14 protein-coding genes are annotated in these 21,029 nt (G+C 66.6%); 5 read left to right on the forward strand and 9 right to left on the reverse strand.

Going from position 1 to position 21,029, the window contains the following annotated elements; translation table 11 throughout:
• Window positions 1-4: 4 nt before the first annotated feature.
• From mdcA to AC5P7E_RS10320, 5 genes are all read right to left on the reverse strand, one after another.
• On the reverse strand, window positions 5-1,648 hold the full coding sequence (mdcA, locus tag AC5P7E_RS10300) for a malonate decarboxylase subunit alpha (protein WP_114618548.1): 1,644 nt from the start codon (window positions 1,646-1,648) through the stop codon (window positions 5-7).
• A gap of 191 nt (window positions 1,649-1,839) precedes the next feature.
• A complete protein-coding gene (locus tag AC5P7E_RS10305) occupies window positions 1,840-4,032 on the reverse strand; it encodes a TonB-dependent siderophore receptor (protein ID WP_329761697.1) in 2,193 nt (730 codons plus the stop codon).
• A gap of 354 nt (window positions 4,033-4,386) precedes the next feature.
• Complete coding sequence (gene mqo, locus AC5P7E_RS10310; protein ID WP_012479432.1) at window positions 4,387-6,075, reverse strand: malate dehydrogenase (quinone); 1,689 nt, start codon at window positions 6,073-6,075, stop codon at window positions 4,387-4,389.
• Window positions 6,076-6,304: 229 nt separating this feature from the next.
• Window positions 6,305-6,751 (reverse strand): GNAT family N-acetyltransferase, encoded by a 447-nt coding sequence (locus AC5P7E_RS10315; RefSeq protein ID WP_099527514.1) that lies wholly within the window; start codon window positions 6,749-6,751, stop codon window positions 6,305-6,307.
• Between the two features lie 169 nt (window positions 6,752-6,920).
• The gene (locus AC5P7E_RS10320; RefSeq protein WP_005408522.1) at window positions 6,921-7,826 is read right to left on the reverse strand and encodes a LysR family transcriptional regulator ArgP; all 906 of its coding nucleotides are present in this window, start codon (window positions 7,824-7,826) and stop codon (window positions 6,921-6,923) included.
• A 137-nt stretch (window positions 7,827-7,963) separates the two neighbouring features.
• On the opposite strand from AC5P7E_RS10320, the gene AC5P7E_RS10325 reads away from it, so the two are divergent.
• Both AC5P7E_RS10325 and AC5P7E_RS10330 read left to right on the forward strand, forming a co-directional pair.
• Window positions 7,964-8,599, forward strand: coding sequence for a LysE/ArgO family amino acid transporter (locus AC5P7E_RS10325; protein ID WP_005408523.1), 636 nt, complete (start codon window positions 7,964-7,966; stop codon window positions 8,597-8,599).
• Window positions 8,600-8,766: 167 nt separating this feature from the next.
• Window positions 8,767-10,734 (forward strand): alpha/beta hydrolase family protein, encoded by a 1,968-nt coding sequence (locus AC5P7E_RS10330; RefSeq protein ID WP_005408524.1) that lies wholly within the window; start codon window positions 8,767-8,769, stop codon window positions 10,732-10,734.
• A gap of 54 nt (window positions 10,735-10,788) precedes the next feature.
• On the opposite strand, the gene AC5P7E_RS10335 is transcribed toward AC5P7E_RS10330, so the two are convergent.
• The 3 genes from AC5P7E_RS10335 to AC5P7E_RS10345 form a co-directional block, all read right to left on the reverse strand.
• Complete coding sequence (locus AC5P7E_RS10335; RefSeq protein ID WP_111118485.1) at window positions 10,789-12,543, reverse strand: peptide MFS transporter; 1,755 nt, start codon at window positions 12,541-12,543, stop codon at window positions 10,789-10,791.
• A 79-nt stretch (window positions 12,544-12,622) separates the two neighbouring features.
• A complete protein-coding gene (locus AC5P7E_RS10340) occupies window positions 12,623-13,771 on the reverse strand; it encodes an acetyltransferase domain-containing protein (protein ID WP_114618551.1) in 1,149 nt (382 codons plus the stop codon).
• 91 nt (window positions 13,772-13,862) lie between these two features.
• Window positions 13,863-14,405: a hypothetical protein gene (locus tag AC5P7E_RS10345; protein ID WP_227415319.1), complete on the reverse strand. Its 543-nt coding sequence runs from the start codon at window positions 14,403-14,405 to the stop codon at window positions 13,863-13,865.
• A gap of 277 nt (window positions 14,406-14,682) precedes the next feature.
• On the opposite strand from AC5P7E_RS10345, the gene AC5P7E_RS10350 reads away from it, so the two are divergent.
• The 3 genes from AC5P7E_RS10350 to AC5P7E_RS10360 all read left to right on the forward strand — a co-directional run bounded on the left by AC5P7E_RS10350 (window position 14,683) and on the right by AC5P7E_RS10360 (window position 20,321).
• The gene (locus AC5P7E_RS10350; RefSeq protein ID WP_114618552.1) at window positions 14,683-16,647 is read left to right on the forward strand and encodes an OPT family oligopeptide transporter; all 1,965 of its coding nucleotides are present in this window, start codon (window positions 14,683-14,685) and stop codon (window positions 16,645-16,647) included.
• A gap of 224 nt (window positions 16,648-16,871) precedes the next feature.
• Window positions 16,872-18,950 (forward strand): alpha/beta hydrolase family protein, encoded by a 2,079-nt coding sequence (locus tag AC5P7E_RS10355; protein ID WP_049403215.1) that lies wholly within the window; start codon window positions 16,872-16,874, stop codon window positions 18,948-18,950.
• Window positions 18,951-19,091: 141 nt separating this feature from the next.
• Window positions 19,092-20,321, forward strand: a complete 1,230-nt coding sequence (locus tag AC5P7E_RS10360; RefSeq protein ID WP_005408530.1) for a DUF819 family protein — start codon at window positions 19,092-19,094, stop codon at window positions 20,319-20,321.
• Window positions 20,322-20,547: 226 nt separating this feature from the next.
• Here AC5P7E_RS10360 and AC5P7E_RS10365 read toward each other — a convergent pair whose 3' ends face one another.
• Window positions 20,548-21,027, reverse strand: coding sequence for a hypothetical protein (locus AC5P7E_RS10365; RefSeq protein ID WP_044569652.1), 480 nt, complete (start codon window positions 21,025-21,027; stop codon window positions 20,548-20,550).
• Window positions 21,028-21,029: the final 2 nt, after the last annotated feature.

The raw sequence follows: 21,029 nt of genomic DNA on the forward strand, positions 1-21,029 counted from the left end.
CCCCTTACCAGTTGCGGAAGCGCTTGGGCGGGTCGTACAGGCCGCCGGACCAGCGCACCAGGTCTTTCACCGAACGCGCCGCCAGCAGGTCACGGCTGGCATCGCGCACGGAGATGCCGAGGTCATCGGGACGGCGGATCACGCCGCGGTCGCGCAGGTTCTCCACCATCGCGCGGTCGCGCCCCATGCCCACGGCGGTATAGCCGGCCACGCCACGGATCGCCTGTTCGCGCTCCTCAGGGGTGCGGCACAGCAGCAGGTTGGCAATGCCTTCCTCGGTCAGCACATGGCTGACGTCGTCGCCGTAGATCATCACCGGCGGCAGCGGCATGTTCGCGCGTTCGGCCAGGTCCCAGGCATCGAGGCGCTCGACGAAGGCCGGCGCCATGTGCTCGCGGAAGGTTTCCACCATCTGCACCACCAGCTTGCGCCCACGCGGCATCTCACCCGGGCGCGCGGCCTGCTGGCCGGCCTTGATCCAGGCCTCGCTGGCATGGCGCCGGCCGCGTGCGTCCGAGCCCATGTTCGGTGCGCCACCGAAGCCGGCAATGCGGTCGCGGGTGGCGGTGGAGCTGTTGCCCTGCAGGTCGATCTGCAATGTGGAACCGATGAACATGTCGCAGGCATACAGGCCGGCGGTCTGCGAGAAGGCGCGGTTGGAACGCATCGAGCCATCGGCGCCGGTGAAGAACACATCGCCTCGCGCGGCGATGTACTTCTCCATGCCTAGTTCCGAACCGAACGAATGCACCGATCTGACGAAGCCCGATTCGATTGCCGGAATCAGTGCCGGGTGGGGGTTCAACGCCCAGTGCTGGCAGATCTTTCCCTTCAGGCCGAGCGATTCGGCGTAGGTGGGGAGCAGCAGTTCGATGGCCGCCGTATCGAAGCCGATGCCATGGTTGAGGCGGTTCACGCCGTACTCGGCGTAGATGCCCTTGATCGCCATCATCGCCATCAACACCTGGATCTCGGAGATCTGCGCCGGGTCACGGGTGAACAGCGGTTCGATATGGTTCGGCTTCGGCGCCTGCACCACGAAGTTGACCCAGTCAGCGGGAATGTCGAGGCGGGGGAGGGTGTCGACGATCTCGTTGACCTGGGCGATGACGATGCCGCCACCGAAGGCGGTGGCTTCGACGATCACCGGCGTGTCTTCGGTGTTCGGCCCGGTGTACAGGTTGCCGTGCCGGTCTGCGGCCTGCGCGGCGACCAGGGCCACGCGCGGGGTCAGGTCGATGAAGTAGCGGCCGAACAGTTCCAGGTAGGTGTGGATGGCACCGATCTGGATGCGCCCTTCAGCCACCAGGTTGGCCAACCGCACCGACTGCGGGCCGGAGAACGAGAAGTCCAGTTTCGACGCGATGCCACGCTCGAATACATCCAGATGCGAGGGCAGCGACAGCACCGATTGCACCATGTGCAGGTCGTGCATGCGGGCCGGATCAAGATCGGCCAGGGCCTGGGCGAGGAAATCGGCCTGCTTCTGGTTGTTGCCCTCCAGGCAGACCTTGTCGCCTGGCTCCAGCAGTGCGTGCAGCAGCTCGCCTACGTCGCCGGCGGCGACCTCGCGTCCCCGGGCCCACGGCGCGGCACGTTCCAGGCGGGCCTGGCGGCTGCGTTCCAACGTATCCCAGCTCGGGTTCATCGACCGGCTTCCGATTGGTGTCGATGTAATTACGACATAATTACGAAGGACGCCGCAACCTGCAGTGCAGCAAAAGGAAGGGCCCGCGCGGAGGCGGGCCCATTCAGGTAGGCCACGACCGTCGGTCGTAGCGGAGGGCGTGCCGACCAACGGTCGGCACCCAGCAGGCACCCAACCGGTTCGCGGCTTGCTCAGAACTTCCAGCGCAGGCTGGCCGACACGAAGCGCGGTTCGCCGTAGTTGTTGTAGTCCAGATTCGCCCAGTAGGTCTTGTCCAGTGCGTTGCGCACGCTCAGCGTTGCGGTCCAGCTGTCGCTGATGCGGTAGTTGGCATTGAACTGCACCAGCATGTAGGCCGGCTGGTTCACCGTCACCGTGCCGCCCAGCGGATAGGCGATGTTGTAGCCCTGCACCTTGCTCTGCCACTGCACGCCACCGCCAACGCTCAGGCGTTCCAGCGCACCGCGCAGCTGCAGCTGCGTGTTGAGCTGCAACAGATCCTTCGGCGGGTTGGCGTACAGCAGGTCGGTGGCCGCGCGGGTGACCTTGACGTGGGTGTAGCCGGCATTGACCGTCCAGCCCGGCAGGATCTCGCCGTTGACGTCCACTTCCCAGCCGCGTGCCTTGGTGCCGTTGACGCCGATGTAGGCGGAGGTGCCATCGCTCAGCGAACCTTCCGGCACGCCCATGTCGCGCACGGCGTAGTTGTCCTGCTTGGCCTCGAACACGGCGGCGTTGGCGGTCAGGCGGCCGTCCAGCCACTGGGTCTTGATGCCCGCTTCCAGGTTCGAACCCTGCACCGGTGCCAGCAGGTTCTCGTTGCAGTCCTTGAAGTTCTGCGGGTTGAAGATCTCGGTGTAACTGGCATAGGCCGACACGTTCGGGGTGATGTCGTAGACCAGGCCCACGTAGGGAGTGACTTCATCGCTCACCTTGTACGCGCCGCTGGTGCCGGTGTAGGCGCCAGCGGCGTTGTAGGAGCGGGTGAGGGTTTCCCAGCGGCTCAGGCGTGCGCCGGCAATCAGCGACAGCGGATCGGCCAGGCGCAGGCGGGTGGCCAGGTAGACGCCACTCTGCGTGGTCTTGGCCACGCGGCGCGCGCCGGTGCGGCGGTAGGTCACCTCGGAGATGTCGCCGTTCCAGTTGTACACGTTGGGAATGTAGTAGCAGCGCTCGCCGCCGCAGCGCGCCCAGTCGCTCGGGAAGTTCAGTGCCAGGGTATTCGTCGTGCCTTCCAGGTCCGACCACTGTGCGCCGAGGGTCACGTCGTGGTCGCGGCCGAACAGATCGAAACTGCCGGTCAGGTAGGCATCGACATTGCGGCGGGTGTCCTTCGAATCACCGGCGGCCGCGCGCAGGTAGATGCCCGCGCCGGTCACCGGGTCCGGGTTGCCGGTGCCGTACAGGCGCACGTTCTGCACGTTGCCACGGGTATAGGCGGTGTTGATCTTCAACAGCCAGTTGTCGCCGAAACGCTGTTCCAGGTTGGCGAAGGCGGTGTTGCTCTCGCGCTTCCAGTAGCTCCATTTCGGCGACAGGTTGGTCGAGCGCGGCAAGTGCGCGAAATGGCCCTGGTTGTCGAAGAACGGCACGGTGCCCCAGGTCGAGCCGGTGGGGTTGTTGTCCTGGCTCTGGTAACCGAGGGTGATCGTGGTGCTGTCGGTGACGTCGCCTTCCAGCACCGCCATGCCGGCCATCTTGTTCTCGTCGTAGCGGTCGTAATACAGGCCACGATCGGTGTAGGCGGCGACCACGCGGCTGCGGAAGCGGCCGTCGGCGGTCAGCGGCGCGGTCACGTCGGCCTCCATGCGACGGTAGTCCCAGCTGCCGGCGCTGACCGCGAACGACGCATCGAATTCCTTGCCCGGGCGCTTGCGCAGCAGGTTGACCGTGGCCGACGGCACGCCGGCGCCGCTGAGCAGGCCGTTGGCGCCGCGGATCACTTCGATACGGTCGTAGAAGGCGGTGTCGTACTCCTGGTTGGTGGAGCCGCTGTAGGTGGGAATGCCATCGACCTGGAAGTCGGTGATGGCGAAGCCGCGCGCGTAGTACAGCGGGCGCTGCGTGTCATAGAAGGACACGCTCACGCCGGTCACATTGCGCATCACATCGTTGATGCTGAACAGTGATTCGTCCTGCAGGCGCTGCAGGCTGATGGCCGTGGCGGACTGCGGGGTCTCCTGCAGGGTGATCGGCAGGCGCGTGGTGCTCGACGGTGGTGCGGACTGTTCGGCGCGGACGCTGACCCGGTCCAGGGTCTTGGCATCGGCAGTGCCATCGGCGGCGGCGAACGCGCTGGGCGCGGCCAGCAGGGTCAGCGACGTAAGCAGGGCAGCCGGCAGCAACGCGCGGCGGGGCAGGCGGTTACGGAGGATCAGGGACATGGTGGGCTCGAGGCTCGGAAGCGGGGAAGGGCGGCAACAGTCGTCCAGCACCCGGGGCGGCGGCTTCGGGCACGGTCAGGTCCATCTGGGGAGGTGCGATCACTGCACAGGACGCAAATGTAAATAATTCGTAACAACATTACAATTCGCGTCATTCGCAGGGGCTTTCCGGCGCAGAGCAGTGGCGGGCCGGGGTCAGAGCCCGTTGCCGCAGGCAATGGGCTCTGACCCCATCATCGGCGCCCAGGTGCAGGTCAGAGCCCTCCCGTGCGGGAGGGATCCGACCCACCTCGCACAAAAACAAACGGCCACCCGAAGGTGGCCGTCCGTCTGCATCGAAAGCAAACTGCGGGCTTACAGCGCCTGCAGTTCCTCGTTGGCGTTGCGCTTTTCCTTGGCCGCTGCCGGCACTGCAGCCGCAGCGGGCGATGCCGCGTTCGCATCCACCGGCACCTCCAGATACGGCAGATGCAGGGTCTGGCTGGTCAGCGTACGGATCTCGTTGACCAGCGCGGCGCTGTCGTTGAGCTTGCGCCCGTACGACGGCACGATCTCGCGCAGGCGGGCTTCCCAGCCGGCCTTCATCTGGTCCGGGAAGGCCTTGGCCATCAGGTCCAGCATGATCGGCGGCGAGGTCGACGCACCCGGCGAAGCGCCGAGCAGGGCGGCGAGGGTGTGGTCCTTGTCGGTCACGATCTCGGTACCGAACTGCAGCACCGGGCCCTTCAGCGGATCACGCTTGATGATCTGCACGCGCTGGCCGGCGGTGACCAGCTTCCAGTCACCCGGCTTGGCAGTGGGGAAGTACTTGACCAGCTCGGCCTGGCGGTCGGCATCGTTCAGGCGCGCCTGGCCCATCAGGTACTGCACCAGGTCCAGGTTGTCCTTGCCCACTTCCAGCATCGGGCCGACGTTGTTGTGGTTCACCGACGAGTACAGGTCCCACCACGAGCCGTGCTTGAGGAACTTGGTGCTGTACAGCGCGAACGGCCCGAACAGGACCACCGGCTTGCCGTCCAGCTTGCGCGCATCCAGGTGCGGCACCGACATCGGCGGCGAGCCGGTCTCGGCCATGCCGTAGGCCTTCACGCCGTGGCGCGAGGTCACGTCCTGGCCCTGGAAGGCGAGGAACTGGCCACCGACCGGGAAGCCGGCGTAGTCCTTCGATTCCGGAATGCCGGACATCTGCAGCAGCTTCAGTGCAGCGCCACCGGCACCGATGAACACGAAGCGGGCGTGGGTGGTGGACTCGGTGCCGGCCTTGAGGTCCTTCACCGTCACGTTCCAGCTCTTGTCGGCGTTCTGCCGCAGCGCGCTCACTTCGTGGTTGAGGTGCAGGCTGAAGTTCGGGCTGCGCTGCAGGCCGGCGGTCAGCTGGCGGGTGATCACGCCGAAATTGACGTCGGTGCCCAGCGGCATCCAGGTCGCGGCAACCTTCTGCTTCGGGTCACGGCCTTCCATCAGCAGCGGGGCCCACTGCTTGATCTGAGCCGGATCCTCCGAGTACTGCATGCCGTAGAACAGCGGATTCTTCACCAGGGCCTGCTGGCGCTTGTGCAGGTAGGCGATGTTGTCATCGCCCCAGACGAAGCTCATGTGCGGGGTCGGGTTGATGAAGTCGCTGGGCTGGCTCAGCCGGCCTTCCTTCACCTGGTGCGACCAGAACTGGCGCGAGACCTCGAACGATTCGGCGATGCCGACTGCGCGCTTGGTTTCGATGCTGCCGTCGGGCAGTTCCGGGGTGTAGTTCAGTTCGGCGAAGGCCGAGTGGCCGGTGCCGGCGTTGTTCCAGCCGTCGGAGCTTTCACCGGCGACGCCGTCGAGGCGTTCGTAGACCTGGATGTTCCAGTCCGGCTGCAGTTCCTGCAGGTAGGTGGCCAGGGTGATGCTCATGATGCCGGCGCCGACCAGCACAACGTCGACGGGCTTGTCGTTGCTGGCGGCGGGCACCGAGCGCTGGGTCAGCGGCCAGTACAGGAACAGCGCGGCGGCCAGCAACAGCAGCACGAGCAGGGCGAGAAGAGCCTTGCCAAATTTCTTCATGGGGGCGGGATCGTTGGCGGAGGGGAAGGGGTCAGGATGCGCGTGGGACAGGGAAAGGGCGTGAAGAAACAACGCCTTGCAGCATCCACATGCGATTCTAACCGGATCCGGTCTGTTTTTGATGCAACGCAGCATCCGGCGTTTCGCGCCATCCTCACCCGCTAGCGCCGGGTGATACCCGGCGAACGAAGCCTTGCCAGCGTCAGGCCATCCCTGGCGACAGCTTCACTCAGACCAGCTCAAGAATCTCGTCACCGGCCTCGTCGACCTGCCCGGTCGGGCGCCAGCCCAGGCGCCGGTAGAAGCCATGCGAGCGCGAGCGTGGGTCGGCCGAACAGGCCAGGAACAGGCGTTGGTGGCCGGCATCGCGGGTCAGGCTGACCACCTCCTGCAGCAGCTGCCGACCGATGCCGCGGCCTTCATACTCGGGCAGCAGGGCCAGCACCAGCACCTCGCCGCTGTCGCGGTCGGCGAAGCAGTAGCCGGCCATGCGCTCGCCCTCCCAGGCGACGCGGCCGATCGAATCGCCCTGGGCGATGCCGGCTGCCCAGCTGTCCTCGGTGATGCCCAGCTCTGCCAACTGCGCGGCGCTGAAGGCGTTCTCGCGGGTGCGCCCGCGCAGGTCGATGCAGGCGGCGGCATCTTCGGGGCGCGCATCGCGGACGAATACAGGCATGCAGGGCATCCTTGCGGTGATCGGCCGACCAGTATCCGCATCACGCATGGACCCGGTGTGTAGGGTTGATGGAGATCCGATGGAGCAAAAAGGGGACGGAGGGGATTAAGTCGTCTTTGCCCGATGTGTCGCTTGGGCCTTATACGACTTAATCCCCTCCGTCCCCTTTTCAGCGCTTGCGCCGGATCAGTGCCGAGGAGGCCTCCAGCACCGCGCGGGTCAGCAAGGCCATGGTCTGCACGTCGCCCTTCCAATGCTGCCAGTACAGCGGCACGTCTTCCCACGCGCGCTGGCGCACGTAGACCAGGCGGCCCGCGTCCAGGTGCCGCTTGACCAGCGGCAACGGATTCATCGTCCAGCCCATGCCGCCGAGGTTGGCCTGCACGAAGGCGCGCGTGGACGGAATCCACCAGGTCGGCGCGGTGCTGGGCAGGTCGTCGCCGGCCATGCGCCGGGCGAAGCGCGACTGCATGTCGTCCTTGCGGTTGAACACCAGCACCGGGGCCTGCGCCAGCGCCTGCGCGGTCACGCCCTTGGCGAAATGACGCTCGCGGAACTCGGGGGTACAGGTGGCGGCGTAGCGGATGCTGCCCAGTGCATGGATCTGGCAGCCCTGCACCGGCTCGTCCAGGGTGGTCACCGCGCCCAGCACCGTGCCCTGGCGCAGCAGCTCCACGGTGTGGTCCTGGTCCTCCACGCGCAGGTCCAGCGTAGTGCCGGTGGTCTGCGCGAACTGGTAGGCCGCCTGCGGGAACCAGGTTTCCAGGCTGTCGTGGTTCACCGCCACCGGGATGCTGGCCTGTGGCAGGTCCTCGTCGGCCAGGCCCATCCGGTGCAGCGCATCGTGCTCGAGCAGGGCGGTCTGCTCGGCCAGCTGCACCAGCAACTGCCCCTCGGCGGTGGCGGTGGCCGGGGTGCCGCGCTTGACCAGCAGCCGGCCGATCCGGTCCTCCAGCGCCTTGACCCGCTGCGAGATGGCGGACGGGGTGACATTCAGCGACTGCGCGGCGCGGTCGAAGCTGCCTTCGCGGATCACTGCGGCCAGGGCGCGCAGCTGGGCATGGTCGATACGCATCGAATTAAGTTTCGCTAATGTTGGTTTAGGAAGTTTAGCTCGTCTTTTTCATGTTGCGGCGCGACAATGGCGCCCGTTCCGGTGCTGTCCGCCTTCGCGAGGCACCGTCCCCCCAAGCAAGTAAAGGCAGTGAATCCATGTTCTCGGTCATCTCCGCCAGCACCGGCCTCGGTGCCTGGTTCTCTGGTGCAGCTACCGGCATCGGCCTGTTCGCCGTGGTCGGCGCCCAGAGCGCCTTCATCCTGCGCCAGGGCATCCTGCGCAAGCACATCGTGCCGGTGGTCGCCACCTGTGCGGCCATCGATGCGATCTTCATCTTTGCCAGCGTGGCCGGCCTGCGCACGCTCACTTCGGCGCTGCCGTGGCTGACCACCGCCGTGCTGTGGACCGGCGTGGCGTTCCTGGCCTGGTACGCGATGAAGTCGGCGCGCCGCGCGATCGCCGGTGGCGGCGGCATGGGCGAGGCTGACAGCGACGACGGCAGCCGCCGCGCGGTGCTGATGGCGGCGGTCGGTTTCTCGCTGATCAACCCGCACTTCTGGCTGGACATGATGGTGATCGGTTCGATCGCCGAGAACTTCGGCAACGCCCGCATGGCCTTCGCTGCCGGTGTGGTCACCGCCAGTTGCCTGTGGCTGACCGCGCAGGGCCTGGGCGCGCGCCTGCTGGCGCCGCTGTTCACCAAGCCCAGCACCTGGCGCGTGCTCGACGGCACCATCGCGGTGATCCTCAGCATCCTGGCCCTCACGTTGGCGGTGCGCGGGGTCCACTGACCCGGCGCACGCCCCCCGAACCCACGTCCTGACTCTCTCTCCAAGGTAGTGGTAACGACGGCACCGGCAACGGTGCCGTCGTTTTTTGTACGCCACTGGCGGGCCGGGCACTGGCCTGCCTAGAATCGGCCAGCCGGGACAAGGGGTCCAGGCAGGGGGAGAGAAGGATGCACAAGCGCTGGCTGGCCGCCATCATCGTGGCGGGATTGTGGTGTGGAACCGCTGCTGCGATCGATCTGGGCGCCTATGTGCGAGCGGACAAGTTCGGCGATGTCATGCTGTCTCCCGGGGGCGATTATCTGGCCGCGACCGTGCCTGCGGACGGCTTCACCGCTGTGATCATCCTTCGTACGGACGACAACACGCCGGTGGGCAACCTGCGCCCACCACTCAATTCGCATGTCTTCGGCCTGCACTGGGTCAACAACGATCAGGTGATGTTCGGTCTGGCGCAGAAGTTCGGTACCCGCGACGCGCCGTGGGCCACCGGCGAGCTGCTGACACTGGATGCACGCACCGGACGACCGGAACTACTGGTGGGCTACCGCGACCTTGGCCTGCGCGTGCGGCCCAAGTACCGGACGTCGGCCGCGGCGTTCCTCAGTGACGCCCTGCCTGGCGATGATGCGCACGTGGTCATCGCGGTAGGCGGATCGCGGCTGGATGCCAACGGTTATGCGGCCCAGCTGGAACTGGCAAGCGGCAAGCAGCGGCTGCTGGCCCGCGCGCCGATGCCGGGTGCCTCCTATGTGGTGGATGCCCGCGGCGACGTACGTTTTGTACAGGGCGCCGGTATTGACAACGTCCATCGGCTCTACCACCGCAACGGTGGCGACTGGGCGCTGGTCAACGATGAGAAACGGAGTGGTCGCAGCGAGGCGGCGCTGGGCTTTTCCGCCGACGGCCAGCTGGCCTACCTGCTCAGCGAGCAGCCCAGCGGCCCCGATGCCATCGTCAGCTGGAACCCGGCCACGCAGGAGCGCAAGGTCGTGCTGCGCGATGAGGTTGTCGATCCGGCGCGACTGATCCGCAGCCCGGGTAGCACCGTGCCGGTCGGCGCGCTGTTCCTGGGAAACACGCCGCATACCCGGTTCTTCGACGAAAGCTCGGACGAGGCACGGTTGTACCGCAGCCTGGAGGCGGCCTTCCCCGGGCGTACAGTATTCATCACCTCCAGTACCCGCGACGGTCGCCGGCTGCTGGTGGAAACCGGGTCCGGTTCCAATCCGGGCGAGTTCTACCTCTACGACCGCGACCGCAACCAGGCGCGCTTCCTGATGGCGCGCAGCGAATGGATTGATCCGGAGAGCACTGCGTCGGTGCGGCCGGTCCTGCTGAAGGCGCGTGACGGGCTGGAGCTCCATGGATTCCTGACAGTCCCGCATGGCAGCACTGGCCGTGACCTGCCGATGGTGGTGGTGCCGCATGGTGGGCCGATCGGGATATTCGACAACGGCGGTTTCGACCACGAGAACCAGTTGCTGGCCGCTGCCGGCTACGCCGTGCTGCAGATCAATTTCCGCGGCTCGGGCAACTACGGCCGTGCCCACAGCCGGGCAGCACTGAAACAGTGGGGGCGCGCGATGCAGGACGACGTGACCGACGCCACGCGCTGGGCGATCAGCGAAGGCATCGCCGATGCCCGGCGCATCTGCATCTACGGTGCCAGCTACGGTGCCTACTCGGCGATGATGGGCGCCGCGCGCGAACCGGGGCTGTACCAGTGCGCGGCCGGCTATGTGGGCGTCTACGACCTGCCGCTGATGTTTACTGGCGGCGATATCCAGGACCGCGATTCCGGAATGAGCTACCTGCGCGAGTGGCTGGGTGATCCGGCCACGCTGGGCGCGGTCTCGCCGGTCAACCTGGCCGAGCGGATCAGGGTGCCGGTGTTCCTGGCGGCCGGTGGTCAGGACAAGCGCGCCCCGATCCAGCACACCGAGCGCATGGAAGCGGCGCTCAAGCGTGCCGGTACGCCGGTGGAAAGCCTGTACTACAAGACCGAAGGGCACGGCTTCTATACTCAGGCCCATCGCAGCGAGTACTACGGCAAGCTGCTGGCGTTCCTGTCGCGCAGCCTGGGTGGCAAGACCGCCACGACTGCGGCTGCGGACGGCAAGGGCAGGGCGCCGTAACGCAAGGGCGGCGGATGATCCAACCGCCGCCCCGGTTCCTGCCTGCGCGTGGGCTTACTTCACCCCGTGCATCATCTTCTTCAACAGTGGCGCGGCAATGAAAGCGGCCAGCGCACAGCCCAGGCCGATCCACATCAGCAGCCAGAACAGGTGCGCATAGGCACCGGCGGCGGCCACCATGTCCAGCGATTCGCCTTCCGGCACCTCGATCGCGGCCAGCTTGCCGAACAGCGCGGCCAGCGTCTCCGAGAAGGCGGTGGCCAGGAACCAGGTGCCCATCATCAGGCTCATCACCCGCGGCACGGCCAGTTGGGTCACCGCCGACAGGCCGACCGGCGACAGGCACATCTCGCCACTGGCCAGCAGGAAGTAGGCCAGCACCAGCCACCACACGCTGGCCATCTCGCCGGTGGCGCCCACCTGCTGCGCGGCCAGTGCCAGCGGCACGAACGACAGTGCGCCGATCACCAGGCCCCAGGCCGACTTCACCGGCTTGCCTGGTTCCCACCCGCGGCGGTCCATCCACGTCCACAGTGCGGCGAAGGCCGGTGCCAGCAGCACCAGGAACAGGCCGCCGAGATAGGTGAGCGAGCCGGCGGTCTGCGGAATCACCAGGCAGTCGCGCACCAGCAGCACCAGCATCAGCACGACGATGGCGGCGAAGAACGTGCGCGGCGCAGCCGAACCCGGACGACGCTCGGACAACCGCGCGCTGACCACGAAGCCCAGCGGTGCCAGCAGCAGTGAGAGGATCGACCACGGCAGCGGCGTACCGCCGGTGATCACCAGCGAGGGCACGATGTCCTTGGTCAGCAGCCGGTCGGTGAAGGTCACCCACGAGCCGTAGGACTGCTCGTACATGGTGAAGAACACCAGCGCCATGAAGATCAGCACCATCAGCGCGATCATCTGCTGGCGCTGTACCGGCGTGCACTTGCTGCCGGTGAACCAGGCGAACCAGACCAGCACGCCGCCCAGCACCACCACCATCAACATCAGTGCCAGGCTGATTTCACCGCCCAGCGCGAACGCGCCGTTGCCGGCCGCCCACATCAGCCACGCCACCGGCACCACACCGAGCACCGCGCACAGATAGATGAGCCATTCGCGCGGCAGGCCCAGCACCTTCTGCTTCAACGCCGCCGGTTGCGGCGGCTCGGCGTGGCCCTGCAGGTACTTCTGGCCCCACAGGAACATGGCCAGGCCGGCCAGCATGCCGATGCCGGCCGCACCGAAACCGTACTTCCAGCCGTAGGCCTCGCCGAGGAAGCCGCACACCAGCGATGAGAACAGCGCGCCCAGGTTGATGCCGGCGTAGAACAGCGAGAAACCCGAATCGCGGCGCGGATCGTCCTTGGCGTACAGCTTGCCGACAATGGTGGAGATGTTCGGCTTGAGGAAGCCGACGCCCATGATGATCAGCGCCAGCGACAGGTAGGTCACCGCCAGTGCCGAGGTGTCGCGCACCACTTCGCCGTTCACCCGGTACGCAGCGTGGCCTTCGAAGGCCATGCCGAGGTGGCCGAGTACCAGCAGGATGCCGCCGAACAGCACGGCCCGGCGCATGCCCAGCCAGCGGTCGGCCAGCATGCCGCCGAATACAGGGATGCAGTACACCAGGCCACCGTAGGCGCCGAGCAGGTCCAGGCCGGCCTTGTCGCCGAACAGGTGGTACTTGGTCAGGTACAGCAGCAACAGCGCCTTCATGCCGTAGAAGGAGAAGCGCTCCCACATTTCGGTGAAGAAGCAGACGTAGACGCCCTTGGGGTGACCCAGGAAGTCTTCGGAAGCGATAGCGGTGGAATTCATCGCGGAATTATAGGCCTGTGGCCCGATCCGCTTTCAGTAGATCCACGCCATGCGTGGATTGCCGGACTGGCCTGGGCGATCACAGGTACCGCAACCACGCCAGGTCACGCCTTCGCGCCTTGAACCGCGCGAATGCCCGGATCGGCGGGTACAGCACCACCGCCAGCGCGCAGGCCACCAGCAGCAGGCCGCTGACCGAATCCAGGGCATACAACTCGCCATGGGTCGGCCCCCAGGCCGCCAGCGCGCCCAGGTACAGCGCCTTCAGCACATACAGGTGCAGCAGGTAGAAGAACATCGGCGCGGCGCCGATATCGGCCAGCGGGCGCAGCGCACGCGCCAGTGGCGGCCATTCGTACAGGCGCAGCAGCAACAGCCCTACGCCCAGGGTCAACAGCAGGAACTGCAGCGACGGCGGGTACTTGGTGATGTTGAGCACGCTCATCCAGGTGCGCAGTGCTGTGGTCTGGTACTGCCAAGGGGCATCCCCGTACTCGTTGGCGAACCGCAGTAAGGCGAACAGCGCCAGCGCGCCGACGCCTGCCCACAGCAGCCAGTGATGACGCTGCGCCGGCGCGCGCTCGCGGGCGAACCAGGGCCCCATCAGATAACCCAGGGCGATCACCCCGATCCACGGCAGCACCGGATAGGAGGTGCGCAGGCGCAGCGCGCCGGCCTCGATCCAGTCGCGCTGGTGCAGCACTTTCCACAACAGCGCCAGCAGGCCATTGCCTTGCACCCGCAAGCCGTCGAACAGGTTGTGCCCGGCCACCACCGCGATTGCCAGCACCAGCAGGGCCGGGCGCGGCAGCCAAAGTAGCCCGGCCAGCGCGATCATGCTCAGCCCGATGGCCCAGATCACCTGCAGGTACAGGGTTTCCGGCGGCAGCTGGAAGGTCCAGGCGAAATTCACCAGGGTCAGTTCCAGCACGACCAGGAACAGCCCGCGCTTGAGCAGGAACGCGGCCGTGGCCCGGCGCGGATCCGCCTGGCGCTGGCCGTACAGCCAGGCCGACAGGCCGGTCAACAGGACGAACACGGGTGCGCACAGGTGGGCCAGCAGACGGCAGGCGAACAGCGCGGGGGAGACCGTCGCCGCGTCCATCGGGTCGCTCACCTGGTGCTGCAGGAAGAAGGTCTCGCGCACGTGGTCGAGCAACATCAACAGCATCACGGTGCCGCGCAGCTGGTCGATGGAGGCCAGGCGGGTAGTGGGGGAAGGGGCCACGTACGAGGTTCGGTCGGCGTGACAGGATATAACATTACAATTGCGTCTTTCCAGCGTGTGCTGGGCGGTTCCGACGAGCGCGCGCGTCGGCTCAGGGCAGGCAAACCGAGGGGCTCCAGCCCAGCGCCTCGTCGTAGTGGACCTGGATTGCTCGCAGGCTCCCGTCGGGGTTGGCCTTCAAGCAGAATCGGGCGCTGTGGTGTTGCGTGGCGCCGGTCCTGGTGGCCGACAGCGAAACGTCGTACAGGCGTCCGGGCTGCAGCGGCATCGCCGTCCGCCTTGAAATGGCGTTGGCTGGCAGTTCTCCGTAGACCACGCAGGCTCCGGGTGGAAGTGGGATTGATGCGGGATGGGCAAAGTAGAACGACCATTGCCGCCGCAGCGGTGGAGTAATTGCGTCATGCACCTCCACACCAAACACCTCCGGAGTTTTACCGATACGCTTGCGCTCCTTCCTGGGTAGTCCGAAACAAGGTTTGCCGGCGTGGTCGGTGATCTCGACTGCGCCAATGCGGCTCCAGGCAGATGCGTAATCGCAAAGCGGCATCAGGCAGGTCAGGGTCACGACAGCCACGACCGGTAATTTGATCAGGCGGATCCGCAGTGGGGTGTTCATCGGGCGGCTCAGCGTCATCGGTTCAGATCATGAACACGATGCACGGGGCGTCGAGGCACTTCAAACGATGATGGCTGGAATGCTGCAGTACTGGTTGGCCTGGCCCCTGCAGGACAAAGAGACCGCGAGGCCCGGCAGCCGTCCGGCATGTGCCCCATGCGCTTGATGCGTTGGCCGAGTTTGGCCAGAAGCGACTATCTCACTGCCGACCTGGCCGCAACCCTCCCGAACCGCACTGGACTTGCCGCCTCCTGAACGCTAGCGTGCAAGGGATTTTTTGCCAGCAGGGGCTTCCATGAACCACGACGCTGCGCCCAAGCAGCTCACCTTCCGCGCTGTGGCCCTGGCCATCGTGCTGGCGGTGGTGCTGTCGGCCGCAAACGCCTACCTCGGTCTGTTCGCAGGCCTGACCATCGCCACCGCCATTCCCGCCGCGGTGATTTCCATGGGCGTGCTGCGCCTGCTGGGCGGTGGCTCCATCCTTGAAAACAACATCGTGCAGACCGGTGCTTCGGCCGGTTCGTCGATCGCCGCCGGTGTGATCTTCACCATCCCGGCGCTGGTGATCATGGGCTACTGGCCGGACTTCAAGTACTGGTGGGTGCTGGGCATCGCCGGCCTCGGCGGCCTGCTGGGCGTGTTGTTCTCGGTGCCGCTGCGTCGTTCGATGATCGTCGAAGACCCGCTTCCGTTCCCGGAAGGCAAGGCTGCGGCCGAAGTGCTCAAGGCCGGTGAGAATCCGGGCCCGGGCCTGAAGATCCTCGGCCTGTCGGCGGTGATCGGTGCCTTCGTCAAGCTGGCCGCGGAAAGCGGCATGCGCCTGATCCCGGATGCCTGGGCCACCTCGGCCTACGTCGGCAGCTCCAAGGTCACCGCCTTCATCGGTACCAACCTGTCGCCGGCACTGCTGGGCGTGGGCTACATCGTCGGCCTCAACGTCGGCATCGTGGTGGTGTCCGGTTCGATCCTGACCTGGCACATCGCCATTCCGATCTACCAGGCGTTCTTCATGAACACCGATCCGGCACTGGCCGCGTCGGTTGCCGCGGCTTCGTCCACCGAGGCGGCGTTCGCCATCTGGGGCGCGAAGATGCGCTACCTGGGTGTCGGCGCGATGCTGATCGGTGGCATCTGGACCTTGATCTCGCTGCGCAAGTCGCTGCTCAACGGCGTCAAGAGCGGCTTTGCCGCCGCCCGCAAGAGCGGTGGCCCGGTGCTGGCGCACACCGAGCGCGACCTGCCGATGAAGTGGATGCTGGTGGCCCTGGTGGTCTTCGTGCTGCCGCTCCTGGCCCTGTACCAGGCCATCGTCGGCCAGTGGCACGTGTCGATCCCGATGACCCTCATCATGATCGTCGCCGGTTTCCTGTTCGTGTCGGTCTCGGCCTACCTGGCCGGCCTGATCGGTTCGTCCAACAACCCGGTCTCGGGCATCACCATCTCCACCATCCTGTTCGCCTCGGCCGTGCTGGTCGTGCTGCTGGGCGCCGACGGCCTGAAGCCGGTCGGTGCCGGCGGCGCGCCGCTGGGCGCCGTGGCCGCCATCATGATCGGCGCGGTGGTGTGCTGCGCCGCTGCGGTTGGTGGTGACAACCTGCAGGACCTCAAGGCCGGCTACATCGTCGGCGCCACCCCGTGGAAGCAGCAGCTGATGCTGGGCATCGGTGCCTTCTCGTGTGCGCTGATCATGGCGCCGGTGCTGAACCTGCTGGCCACCGCCTACGGCATCGGCGTGAAGTCCGAGCTGCACCCGAACGCGCTGGCCGCGCCGCAGGCCAACCTGATGGCCTCGGTGGCCAAGGGCCTGTTCGGTGGTGAACTGCCGTGGACCTTCATCGGCATCGGTGCCGTGGTCGGTGCTGCCATCATCGCCTTCGACAGCTGGCTGAAGTCGCGCAACGCCCGCTTCCGCGTGCCGGTGCTGGCCGCCGCCATCGGCATCTACCTGCCGCTGGAGCTGATGGTGCCGATCTTCCTCGGCGGCCTGATCGCCCACTTGGTCGAGCGCTTCCACAAGGTGCGCGCCGATGACGAAGAAGGCCGCGACCGCGTGCACAAGCCGGGCGTGCTGTTCGCCGCGGGCCTGATCACCGGCGAAGCGCTGATGGGCATCGCCATCGCGATTCCGATCGTGGTCAGCAGCCGCGCCGACGTGCTGGCCGTGCCGTTCCACCTGCCGGGCGCGCAGTGGATCGGCCTGGCCGTGCTGTTCCTGGTCGGCTGGCTGATCTACCGCACCGGCAAGTACGCCAAGGCGTAAGGGGCTCTGCCCCTGGGTTCAACGGGTAGTGCCGGCCGCTGGCCGGCAATCCCGTGATACCCCTGGTTGCCGGCCAGCGGCCGGCACTACCGCAGACCGCGCTACGGCGCGGTTTGCTGTTTCTGGCGACGGGGCCAACCCCGCAGGCAGCCATGACCGATGGCCTTGGCAGCCCCGGCTGTACGGGCCTACCATCGGTTTTTTGCCGTCCTGCGGAGACCCCGATGAAACTGCGTCATGCCCTGCTGCCACTGAGCCTGCTGGCCGCCCTGCCCAGCGTCGCCGCTGCCCGTGGCCTGGAAGTCCGCGACATGGTGGCCATGGACCGCGTCTCCGCGCCGGTGCTGACCGCTGACGGTGGCACCGTGGTGTTCGCCAAGCGCAGCGTCGATGCCAACCTGAAGGCCTCCACCGCGCTGTTCGCGCGCAACCTGCGCACCCGCGATGCAGCGCCGCCGAAGCAGATCACCCCGGCCGGCTGGAACGTCAATTCCGCTTCGCTGTCGGCCGATGGCCAGACCGTGTATTTCCTCAGTGCCAGGAACGGCAGCCAGCAGCTGTACGCGCAGCCGATCAGCGGCGGTGCTCCGCGCCAGCTGACCGATTTCCCGGTCGACGTGGACAGCTACCACGTGTCGCCGCAGGACGACCGCGTGCTGTTCAGCGCCGGCGTGTTCCAGGCCTGTGCCTCGGACCTGGCCTGCACCGAGAAGAAGCTGAAGGAAAAGAAGGACGCCAAGGCCAGCGGCCAGGTGTGGGATTCGCTGTTCGTGCGCCACTGGGACACCTGGAACGACGGTCGCCGCAACACCCTGTTCGTCGCTCCGCTGCCGACGGCCAAGGCCGGTGCGGTCAAGGGCGCGTCGGCGCTGAGCGCGACCATCGATGGTGATGCGCCGTCCAAGCCGTTCGGCGGCAATGATGACTTCGCGTGGTCGCCGGACGGCGCCAGCGTGGTGGCCAGCATCCGCGTGGCCGGCAAGCAGGAGCCGTGGTCGACCAACTTCGACCTGTACCGCTTCGACGCCGCCGGCAAGCAGGCACCGGTCAACCTGACCGCCTCCAACCCGGCCTGGGATGCCGGCCCGGTGTTCAGTGCGGACGGCAAGACGCTGTTCTACCGTGCGATGAAGCGCCCGGGCTTCGAGGCCGACCGCTTCGGCCTGATGGCGATGGACCTGGCCAGCGGCAAGACCCGCGAAATCGCGCCGCAGTGGGATCGCTCGGCGGGCGGCATCACCCTGTCCGCCGATGGTGCCAGCATCTACACCACGGCCGATGACCTTGGCGAACACCCGCTGTTCCAGATCGACGTGGCCAGCGGCAAGGCCACCAAGCTGATCGGCGACGGCAGCGTGACCTCGGTGGATGTGGCCGGCAACAGCGTGGCGATCACCCGCAACAGCCTGAAGAGCAACGACCAGGTGCTGGTCGGCCTGCTGCCGGCTGCGGGCGAGGCCATCGGCGAACTGCGCGCGCTGACCCCGGCCGCTGGTGAGGTGCTGAAGGACGTCAGCTTCGGCGACTACGAGCAGTTCGAGTTCAAGGGCTGGAACAACGACACCGTGCATGGCTATGTGGTCAAGCCGCACAACTACCAGGAAGGCAAGTCCTACCCGGTCGCGTTCCTGATCCACGGTGGCCCGCAGGGCAGCTTCGGCAATGGCTGGAGCTACCGTTGGAATCCGCAGACCTACGCGGGCCAGGGCTACGCCGTGGTGATGATCGACTTCCACGGTTCCACCGGCTACGGCCAGGCCTTCACCGATGCGATCAGCCAGCACTGGGGCGACCGCCCGCTGGAAGACCTGCAGAAGGGCTGGGACGCGGCGCTGAAGAAGTATTCCTTCCTCAACGGTGACAAGGCCTGTGCGCTGGGCGCCAGCTACGGCGGCTTCATGGTCAACTGGATCGCCGGCAACTGGAACAGCCCGTTCAAGTGCCTGGTCAACCACGACGGCGTGTTCGACCAGCGCATGATGGGCTACGCCACCGAAGAGCTGTGGTTCACCGAGTGGGAGCAGGGCGGCACGCCGTACCAGAAGGCCGCGAACTACGAGAAGTTCAACCCGGTCAACCACGTGGCGGACTGGAAGAAGCCGATCCTGGTCATCCACGGCCAGCAGGACTTCCGCATTCCGGTCGAGCAGGGCCTGGCCGCGTTCACCGCTGCCCAGCGCCAGGGCATCGAATCGAAGTTCCTGTACTTCCCGGATGAAAACCACTGGGTGCTGAAGCCGAACAACAGCATCCTGTGGCATGACACCGTCAATGCCTGGCTGAAGCAGCACATCGGCAACTGATGACTGCAGCGCCGCCCTTCGGGGCGGCGCTTTTGTTTCGCCATCTGCTTTACCGGTGGGGGCCGACCGTTGGTCGGCACACCCTCATGATCCGCCGCCAACAGCAGCCGGCCAGCGGCCGGCTCTACCCAGAGCACCTGCATGATCCAGAACGACATCGTCGTCTTCGGCTTGATCGCCGCCACCCTTGGCGCCGTTTTCTGGACCGCTTCGCGCGAGCAGGGCCTGTGGAAGCGCTTCTACACCTTCGTGCCGGCGCTGCTGCTGTGCTACCTGATTCCCGGCATCTACAACACCGTCGGCCTGATCGATGGGCAGAACACCAAGCTCTACAACCCGATCGCCCGCGACATCCTGCTGCCGGCAGCGTTGATCCTGCTGACCCTGGCGGTGGACATCAAGGGCATCCTGCGGCTGGGCCCGAAGCTGGTGCTGATGTACCTGGGCGCCTCGGCCAGCATCATGCTCGGTGCGGTGGTGGCGTTCCTGGCGATGCGCGCGCTGCATCCGGAAACCGTGGCCGGTGACACCTGGGCCGGCATGGCCGCATTGGCAGGCAGCTGGATCGGTGGCGGTGCCAACATGCTGGCAATGCGCGAAGTATTCGACGTCAATGCGACCACGTTCGGCCAGTTCGCGGTGGTCGATGTGGGTGTCGGCTACGTGTGGATGGCCGCACTGATCTTCCTGGCGGGGCGGGCAGCGAAGATCGACGCGCGCAGTGGCGCCGATACTTCGGCCATCGATGAACTGAAGGAGCGCATCGCGCGCTTCCAGGCCGAACACGAGCGCATTCCCAGCCTCACCGACCTGATGCTGATCGTGGCGGTGGCCTTCGGCGGCGTGGGCCTCTCGCACGCCATCGGCGCGCCGCTGGCAGCATGGTTCAAGGCCAACGTCAGCTGGGCCTCGCAGTTCAGCCTGGACGCGCCGTTCGTGTGGGTGGTGGTGCTGTCGACCACGCTGGGCCTGAGCCTGAGCTTCACCCGTGCGCGCACGCTGGAAGGCGCGGGCGCATCGCGCCTGGGCTCGCTGCTGCTGTACTTCCTGATTGCCTGCATCGGCATGCAGATGGATCTGCTGGCGCTGCTGGATCGCCCGTGGCTGTTCCTGCTCGGCCTGATCTGGATTGCCGTGCACATCGTGCTGCTGTGGTGCCTGGGCAAGCTGCTGAAGGTGCCGTTCTTCTATTTCGCCATCGGTTCGCAGTCGAACATCGGTGGACCGGCCTCTGCGCCGGTGGTGGCCGCGGCGTTCCATCCGGCACTGGCGCCGGTGGGCGTGCTGCTGGGCACGATGGGCTATGCCACCGGCACGTACCTGGCTTACATCGTCGGCATCACCCTGCGCGCGCTGGCCGGGCAGGGCTGATGGGGTAGTGCCGGCCGCTGGCCGGCAACCCGGTGATGCTTCACGGGTTCATGAGGTTGCCGGCCAGCGGCCGGCACTACCGATGCGTTACGCCACCGGCAACCCGCGTTCGACCAGCCACGCCTTCGCGTCTTCGGCGTCCTGCTCGAACCGCGCAGAGTGAAAAGAGGGGCGCCGCAAGGTCCGACGCGTCGCCACGCGCCCGTGGCCAACCACGCCCGCGGCTTTACGCAACCGGCAAGCCGCGTTCGACCAGCCACGCCTTCGCGTCTTCGGCGTCCTGCTCAAACCACGCCTGTGTCGACCCCAGCCGATACGTGTACCCCCAGGCATCCATATCGGCCATCAACCGCGCACTGCCGACACCAGGCAAACGCCCGGCCAGCACGATCTGCAGGTAGCAGGTGGCATCTTCCTCCGCCACCGAATCGGTGGCGTCGGTGTGCACCTGCGCGCGCCGCTCCGGCGGCAATACGATCAGGTGGCAGGCTTCATGCAGCATCGAATGCACCGGGGTGTCATCGCGCACATAGACATTGCTGGCGATGATGCCCGCCTCGGGCTCGCCCCAGTAGCTGCCGGGAATCGGTTCGCCTGCGGCCACGTGGTGCAGGCGAAGGCCATGCGCGGCGAGCAGGCATTGCGCGTCGGCGAAGGCGATGTCGCCCACGCAGGTGATGTCCACGGCGGTTGTCGTATCGGTCATGC

This window comes from Stenotrophomonas sp. YJH_SMC_25, from assembly GCF_059369595.1.

Bases quoted from the DNA above. Each gene is read 5' to 3' on its own strand.
- AC5P7E_RS10365 (WP_044569652.1), bottom strand. From the start codon at position 21,027: ATGACCGATACGACAACCGCCGTGGACATCACCTGCGTGGGCGACATC.
- AC5P7E_RS10325 (WP_005408523.1), top strand. From the start codon at position 7,964: ATGTTCTCGGTCATCTCCGCCAGCACCGGCCTCGGTGCCTGGTTCTCT.
- mqo (WP_012479432.1), bottom strand. From the start codon at position 6,075: ATGAAGAAATTTGGCAAGGCTCTTCTCGCCCTGCTCGTGCTGCTGTTG.
- AC5P7E_RS10355 (WP_049403215.1), top strand. From the start codon at position 16,872: ATGAAACTGCGTCATGCCCTGCTGCCACTGAGCCTGCTGGCCGCCCTG.
- AC5P7E_RS10320 (WP_005408522.1), bottom strand. From the start codon at position 7,826: ATGCGTATCGACCATGCCCAGCTGCGCGCCCTGGCCGCAGTGATCCGC.
- AC5P7E_RS10350 (WP_114618552.1), top strand. From the start codon at position 14,683: ATGAACCACGACGCTGCGCCCAAGCAGCTCACCTTCCGCGCTGTGGCC.
- AC5P7E_RS10335 (WP_111118485.1), bottom strand. From the start codon at position 12,543: ATGAATTCCACCGCTATCGCTTCCGAAGACTTCCTGGGTCACCCCAAG.
- AC5P7E_RS10315 (WP_099527514.1), bottom strand. From the start codon at position 6,751: ATGCCTGTATTCGTCCGCGATGCGCGCCCCGAAGATGCCGCCGCCTGC.
- AC5P7E_RS10360 (WP_005408530.1), top strand. From the start codon at position 19,092: ATGATCCAGAACGACATCGTCGTCTTCGGCTTGATCGCCGCCACCCTT.
- AC5P7E_RS10305 (WP_329761697.1), bottom strand. From the start codon at position 4,032: ATGTCCCTGATCCTCCGTAACCGCCTGCCCCGCCGCGCGTTGCTGCCG.
- mdcA (WP_114618548.1), bottom strand. From the start codon at position 1,648: ATGAACCCGAGCTGGGATACGTTGGAACGCAGCCGCCAGGCCCGCCTG.
- AC5P7E_RS10345 (WP_227415319.1), bottom strand. From the start codon at position 14,405: ATGACGCTGAGCCGCCCGATGAACACCCCACTGCGGATCCGCCTGATC.
- AC5P7E_RS10330 (WP_005408524.1), top strand. From the start codon at position 8,767: ATGCACAAGCGCTGGCTGGCCGCCATCATCGTGGCGGGATTGTGGTGT.